This window comes from Methanobacterium spitsbergense, assembly GCF_019931065.1.
GTDB classification, from domain to species: domain Archaea; phylum Methanobacteriota; class Methanobacteria; order Methanobacteriales; family Methanobacteriaceae; genus Methanobacterium_B; species Methanobacterium_B spitsbergense.
Window position 1 is genome coordinate 114,689 of record NZ_JAIOUQ010000007.1, and the last position, 6,834, is coordinate 121,522.

The 6,834-nt window shown below is 34.6% G+C and carries 10 protein-coding genes; all 10 read left to right on the top strand.

Annotated elements, in window-relative coordinates:
- The first annotated feature begins 87 nt into the window (after window positions 1–87).
- Window positions 88–1,050, top strand: coding sequence for a methenyltetrahydromethanopterin cyclohydrolase (mch, locus tag K8N75_RS06175; protein ID WP_223791221.1), 963 nt, complete (start codon window positions 88–90; stop codon window positions 1,048–1,050).
- Window positions 1,051–1,209: 159 nt separating this feature from the next.
- Window positions 1,210–1,668: a riboflavin synthase gene (ribC, locus tag K8N75_RS06180; RefSeq protein ID WP_223791222.1), complete on the top strand. Its 459-nt coding sequence runs from the start codon at window positions 1,210–1,212 to the stop codon at window positions 1,666–1,668.
- Between the two features lie 97 nt (window positions 1,669–1,765).
- Complete coding sequence (locus K8N75_RS06185) at window positions 1,766–2,086, top strand: carboxymuconolactone decarboxylase family protein (RefSeq protein WP_223791223.1); 321 nt, start codon at window positions 1,766–1,768, stop codon at window positions 2,084–2,086.
- A gap of 283 nt (window positions 2,087–2,369) precedes the next feature.
- Window positions 2,370–2,915, top strand: a complete 546-nt coding sequence (locus K8N75_RS06190; RefSeq protein WP_223791224.1) for a 50S ribosomal protein L15e — start codon at window positions 2,370–2,372, stop codon at window positions 2,913–2,915.
- Between the two features lie 3 nt (window positions 2,916–2,918).
- On the top strand, window positions 2,919–3,338 hold the full coding sequence (locus K8N75_RS06195; protein WP_223791225.1) for an RNA-binding protein: 420 nt from the start codon (window positions 2,919–2,921) through the stop codon (window positions 3,336–3,338).
- Window positions 3,316–4,041, top strand: a complete 726-nt coding sequence (rnp3, locus tag K8N75_RS06200; protein ID WP_223791226.1) for a ribonuclease P protein component 3 — start codon at window positions 3,316–3,318, stop codon at window positions 4,039–4,041. Before K8N75_RS06195 ends, rnp3 begins: the two co-directional genes overlap by 23 nt.
- A gap of 86 nt (window positions 4,042–4,127) precedes the next feature.
- Complete coding sequence (locus K8N75_RS06205) at window positions 4,128–4,517, top strand: Rpp14/Pop5 family protein (RefSeq protein ID WP_223791227.1); 390 nt, start codon at window positions 4,128–4,130, stop codon at window positions 4,515–4,517.
- A 112-nt stretch (window positions 4,518–4,629) separates the two neighbouring features.
- Complete coding sequence (gene psmA / locus K8N75_RS06210; protein ID WP_223791228.1) at window positions 4,630–5,379, top strand: archaeal proteasome endopeptidase complex subunit alpha; 750 nt, start codon at window positions 4,630–4,632, stop codon at window positions 5,377–5,379.
- A 4-nt stretch (window positions 5,380–5,383) separates the two neighbouring features.
- On the top strand, window positions 5,384–6,076 hold the full coding sequence (locus tag K8N75_RS06215; protein WP_048189957.1) for a ribosome assembly factor SBDS: 693 nt from the start codon (window positions 5,384–5,386) through the stop codon (window positions 6,074–6,076).
- Between the two features lie 51 nt (window positions 6,077–6,127).
- Window positions 6,128–6,834 (top strand): exosome complex RNA-binding protein Rrp4 (gene rrp4, locus K8N75_RS06220; protein ID WP_223791229.1); only part of this gene is annotated, 707 nt, incomplete at its 3' end.

The window sequence follows — 6,834 nt, forward strand, 5'->3', positions numbered from 1 at the left end:
GAAATGTTCAAATTAAAACTTTAATATTTTAAAAATATTTTTAGAAGTTTATTCAATTCTACTAAAATGAAAAAAATAGGTGAAACAATGGTAAGTGTCAATCTCGAAGCAAAAAAAACAGTAGATCAGATGATTGAAAATGCAGAAGAACTCAATATAGTAGTTTCAAAACTTGAAAATGGTTCAACAGTTATTGACTGTGGTGTTAATGTTTCAGGAAGTTTTAAAGCTGGCGAACTCTACACAAAGGTATGTCTAGGAGGGCTTGCCGAGGTGGGAATATCCATACCAGGAGACCTGTCTGAAAATTTTGCGATACCTTCTGTTAAGATAAAAACAAATTTCCCTTCAATATCAACACTCGGAGCACAGAAGGCCGGATGGTCTGTAAGTGTAGGAGATTTCTTTGCACTTGGTTCTGGACCTGCAAGAGCATTGGCTTTAAAACCTGCCGAAACTTATAAAGAAATAGGATACAAGGATGATGCAAATATAGCCATATTAACATTAGAAGCTGATAAATTACCTGGAGCTGATGTTGCAGATTCAATTGCATTAGACTGTAATGTATCTGCAGAAAATGTATTTCTACTGGTAGCTCCAACATCATCACTGGTTGGTTCAATACAAATAGCTGGAAGAGTTGTTGAAAATGGAACCTATAAAATGTTGGAATTTTTAAAATTTGATGTAAATAAGGTCAAATATGCTGCAGGCATAGCACCAATTGCTCCTGTTGATCCCGATGGACTAAAAGCAATGGGTAAAACCAACGATGCAGTTTTGTTTGGTGGTAGAACATATTACTATATAGAATCTGAGGAAGGCGATGATATTAAATCCCTTGCAGAACAGTTACCGTCCTCATCATCCGAAGGTTATGGAAAACCATTTTATGATGTGTTTAAGGAAGCTGAATTTGACTTCTACAAAATAGATAAGGGAATGTTTGCACCTGCAGAAGTGGTTATCAATGATCTCCGAACTGGAGAAATGTTCCGTGGTGGAGCAGTAAATGTTGAACTTCTAATGAAATCATTCGGGTTATAAAAGGAATCAAAATCCTTTTATTTTTTATTTTTATTTATAACAATTCATTTTAGAATTCTTTACTACAAATTAATTATAAAAAGAGAATTATATTAAAATAGGATTTGTAATTTTGTTTAATGTTAATAGTTACTTAATATCCCTTAAACGGTGATAAATATGAAAATGGGAATATGTGATACTACATTTGCAAGATTTGACATGGCTGCAGCTGCTGTAGATCAAATAAAAGGTCAAATTACCAACATCACCTTTGTAAGGCGCACTGTACCTGGTGTTAAGGATCTGCCTGTAGCTTCTAAGAAACTTATAGAAGAGGAAGGCTGTGAACTAGTAATGGCATTTGGAATGCCCGGTCCTGAAGAGATGGATAAAATATGTGCTCATGAAGCATCAACAGGTATAATACAAGCCCAATTAATGACCAATACCCATATAATAGAAGTTTTTGTTCATGAAGATGAAGGCGAGAATGAAAAAGACCTTAAAGTCCTGGCTGAAAACCGTGCTAGACAACACGCAGATAATGTTATTAAAATGGTCTTCAAACCCGAAAAATTCAGAAGAGAAGCTGGAATGGGAATGAGGGAAGGAAGAGAAGATAAGGGGCCTTTATAACGACTTAATAACTCCATTAACATCTTAAGTTAAGTTTATATGAACTGAATAACAATATTATATTAGAGTAATATTGATCAAATCTTCAGGTGGTAATATGAAAGAAGAAGTATTTTTTAGTAAAGGAATGAAACACGTCAAGGAAGACTATCCAGATCTTTACGAAGCATCTATTAATTTGAATGATGTTTGTTATACTGGAAAGGTATTGGATTACAAGACACAAAAACTCATAGCAATTGGAATAGCTGCAGCTGCATCAGATGACAGGGCTGTTAAAAAACAGATATTAAGTGGTATGAAGGAACTTGATATAACCAAAGATGAAGTAGTAGATGTTTTAAGAGTTGTACTTCTATTAGCAGGTAAACCAGCTTTTACAAAGGGAATGAATGCTTTATACAATGTAAAAGAATAAAATCTTAATTTCATTATTTTTTGTATAATTTTTCATTTTTTTTGATGTATTCAAAATTTTAGAGTCATTGTATTATTAAATTTTTTAAGCCAAAAAAAGATTTTGAAAACAATTATTTTTATAGTAAGCTTTTTAAAGTAAGCTGATCAATATTGATCACCGCCAATTCTGGCGATTAAATCTAGTAAATAAAACTTGATTGCTTACATTGAAGTTATATACAACTTTTTTTGGGATAGTATCCCATGGATGTGGCGCAAGCTGAACAAAGAGGTGTTAATTAATGTATAAATATATAAGAGATGCATGGAAGAATCCAGATAAGTCTTATGTTAAGGAACTCATGCGCACAAGAACTCCTATTTGGAGAAGAGAAAGCGTTATAGTAAGAGTTGACAGGCCTACCCGAATTGATAGGGCTAGATCATTAGGTTATAAAGCCAAAAAAGGTTATATAGTTGTGAGAACTCGTGTCCGCCGAGGTGGAATGAGAAAATCAAGATTCACAGCAGGTAGGAAACCTAAAAGAATGGGTATTAAGAAAATAACCATGAAAAAATCCATTCAGAGAATCGCTGAAGAAAGAGTTGCCAGAAAATTCCCGAACCTCGAGGTATTAAACTCTTACTGGCTCTGGGAAGATGGAAAATTCAAATTCTATGAAGTAATTCTTGTTGATCCAAACCACCCTTCAATTAAGAACGACTCTAAAATCAACTGGATCTGCGAGAAACAGCACACCAATAGGGTGTTCAGAGGTCTCACAAGTGAAGGTAAAAAGACAAGAGGACTTCGCAGTAAAGGTAAAGGAGCCGAAAAGGTACGATAAGGTATGATCCATAACCTCTCATATAGAGCATTCGTTTATGGAACTGAAAATAAGGAAAAAGTGTTAGAATCTATTAAAACACTTTTTCCAAATTCACTCCCTCAATGTGAAGCAACTGAGGGATATTATAAAAATCCTGTTTTAATTTTAAGCAACAAAATCGATAAAAAAAGGGAAATAAAAGATTTTGTTGAAAAACTGTCCAAAATGAATGATCCTACTCGTAAAAGGATTTTACACCAGTTGGAAAATAAAATGGACGATTCTGGAAATTTATTTCTCAGGTTTGACAAACAGAGAGCATATCAAGGTGATCTGAAGGTTGTTGAACACGGAGATTCTATTCATTTAAAAATTAAAATAGCAGCATATCCAGCGAAAAAAAAGGTGGCATTGGAAATTGCAAGAAAGTTATTCGAATAGAAACCTTTCCAAGGATATGTTTTTTGATCTTCACGTTCATGGAAATGAGAACATAATAAAAGAAGCCGAGAGATTAGGGTTCACTGGAATTGGGGTAACAAGTTATTTTGAAGATTATAATTCTAAATTTTTAAAGGAATTTGAAGATCTTGAGCTTAATTCAAACATCTTGCTAAAAAAGTCTGTTGAAATAGCTTGTAAAAATCCCGAAGACCTCAAAAAGAAAGTTAAAAAATCAAGAAAAAAGGCTGATATTTTAATTGTAAAAGGCGGTGATCTTAAGGTCAACAGAGCTGCTTGCGAGGATAAACGTATAGATATACTTTCACAACCCTATAGATCAAGGAGAGACATGGGTATTAACCATGTTTTGGCAAGAAAGGCCGCAGAAAATTCTGTTGCAATAGAAATAAATCTTAAAACATTTCTTAAAACTAATTTAAGATATAGATACCGTGTAATAAGTCAGTTCAGACATATCGTAGATCTTCAAAGAAAATTCAAGTTTCCATTAATTATAACAAGTAGTGCAAGCTCAAAATATGATTTAAAAACTCCAATAGACATATTTGCACTTGCAAAGTGTTTCGGAATGACCTTTGAAGAATCATTTAAAGCTATTTCAATAACTCCTCGTGATATTATTGAAACCAATAATTTAAGAGATTATTTCATAGTAGAAGGCGTTAGAACATTAGAATAATGATTAAATCCTAAATAATCCTTAATTATAACTCATTATATTTATTATACAAAATCCACTAATTAAAATACCATAGACTGATTTAAATGATTCAAAAGCTAAAAATACTCCCTCCAACTCTCCGGGATAAAAAAAGATATATTGCATTTGAAGTTACATCTCATGGATCACTTCGAAGAGATGATTTAATATCCATGATTTTAGATGCTTCATTATATCTATATGGTGCATGTGGGGCAGGAAAGTTTGACCTCTGGGTAGTAAAGTTATGGCAATGCAAAACAGATATAGATTCCACTAAAGGTATCAATGAATACAGAATGAAAGGAATATTACGCTGTAGAAGGGAAGAAATTGATTCTGTAATGGCCATAATTCTCACCATAACAAACTTTAGAGGGAAGCCAGTAGTTTTCCATACACTGGGAATTTCAGGAACCATTAAATCAGCAATAAAAAACTTTATTAAACTATAAGAATAAGATGAAATAATAGAATAATAGTTTGTAAATAAGTTTAGTAAGTTTAAAATTATTTTAATATTATAAATTCATTTCTTTACAGAAAAACTTTTAGAGAGGTATATGTATGCAACCGTTTCAAGGAGCAGGATACGACAGGGCTATAACAGTATTTAGCCCAGATGGAAGGTTATTTCAGGTTGAATATGCAAGAGAAGCTGTAAAAAGAGGTACAACTTCTTTAGGTGTTAAATCCGTTGGGGGCATCGTTCTTGTGGTTGATAAAAGACCAACAAGTAAACTTGTAGAACCAAAATCAATAGAAAAGATATTCCAGATAGATGACCATATAGGGGCAGCGACTTCTGGACTGGTGGCAGATGCAAGAGCGCTTGTTGAAAAAGCTAGAATGGAATCACAAATCAATAAAATAACCTATAATGAGCCAATACGTGTAGAAGGTTTGGCTAAAAAGATATGTGATATGAAGCAGATGTACACTCAGCATGGTGGAGTAAGACCATTTGGATCTGCGCTTATAATTGGTGGAGTAAACGAATCCGGATGCAAACTATTTGAAACAGATCCTAGTGGTGCTTTAATTGAATATAAAGCAACTGCCATAGGTGCCGGAAGACAGATTGCAATGGATGAATTCGAGAAAAAATACAGTGAAGATCTAAAACTGGATGAAGCAATCGAATTAGCTTTAGATGCAGTTTATGAAGCAACAGAAGGAAAAACCACCGTTGCAAGTGCTGAAATTGCAGTTATAGATGGAAAAGATAGAAAATTCAGAAAATTATCCGACGAAGAAATAACAGAACATGTGGAAGAACTCCTCATAAGGAAATCTAAGGAGGAGGAAGAGGAATAAAAAAATGGTAACCCTTGAAGATGCAGTTATTGCGCGTTTGGAATATTTTGGGGAACATTTCGAAATCCTTGTTGATCCAGATCTTGCTTCAGATTTTAAAAGGGGCCAGGACATCAACATTGAGGATATCCTTGTAGTCGAAGAAATATTCAAGGATGCAAAGAAAGGTGATAAAGCATCTGAAGAAGCCATGATGAAGGCCTTCGACACAATTGATCATCTTGAAGTTGCAGCTGCTATTATCCACAAAGGCCAAATACAGCTGACAGCCCAGCAGCGGAAAGAAATGCAGGAAGAGAAGCGATTGAAGGTAATCTCAACCATAACGAGAGAGGCTATAAATCCCCAAACTAAACTTCCACACCCTGCAAGAAGAATTGAAATAGCCATGGAAGAAGCAAAAGTCCGTATTGACCCATTTAAAAGTATTGATGAACAAGTTAACACTACTTTAAAGGCCATTAGGACCAAAATTCCAATAAGATTTGAAAAAGTCAAAATAGCAATAAGGGTTCCTGGAGATTTCACAGGAAAAGTCTATGGAGCAATACCTGAATTTGGAAAGACAACCAAGGAAGAATGGCAACAAGATGGATCATGGGTTGCAGTTGTTGAGATACCTGGTGGTATGCAGGAAAATTTTTATAATAAACTCAATGAACTTACAAGAGGTCAAGTAGAGACAAAATTACTCTGATGGCAGATAAAACTATTCATTTTTTTGGCATTCCAGTAAAGGAGGCAGAATGTGATATTTGTAGAGGATAAAGAAATAGTAATTCCCGGAGATATTCTTGCAGACGAGGAATATCACTCCGGAAGAGGAACTTTCAAGGAAAATGATAAGGTGTGTTCGTCTCTTGTAGGTCTTGTAGCCCTAAGGGATAAAAAAATCAGTGTAATACCCTTACAAAGCAAGTATATCCCAAAAAGAGGAGATGTTGTAATAGGGGAAGTAACGGATATAAGATTCTCAATGTGGAACTTGGATATAAATTCCCCATACTCTGGATTTTTACCTGCTTCAGATGTCTTTGGAAAGGAAAAAAGGGAACTTAACAGAACATTCGATGTCGGTGATGTTTTATTTTTAAGAGTAGTCGATGTTGATGAAGTAAAAAAGGTTAAACTGGGACTCAAAGGAAGGGGACTCGGAAAGTTCAGGGGAGGAATTCTTATCAATATCACTCCAACAAAAGTGCCCAGATTGATAGGCAAAAAGGGATCAATGATCAACATGATCAAGGATGAAACCCATTGCGAAGTAATTGTGGGACAAAACGGAGTAGTATGGGTTAAAGGAGAACCTTCAATGGAAAGAGTGGCTGAAAAAGTCATTAACATGATAGAAGAACAAGCCCATACATCTGGATTAACAGATAGAGTAAGGGATATGCTTGCAAGACTTCTTGGCCATGAACCAGAAGAACCAGAAACTGAAGAATCAGAAACTGA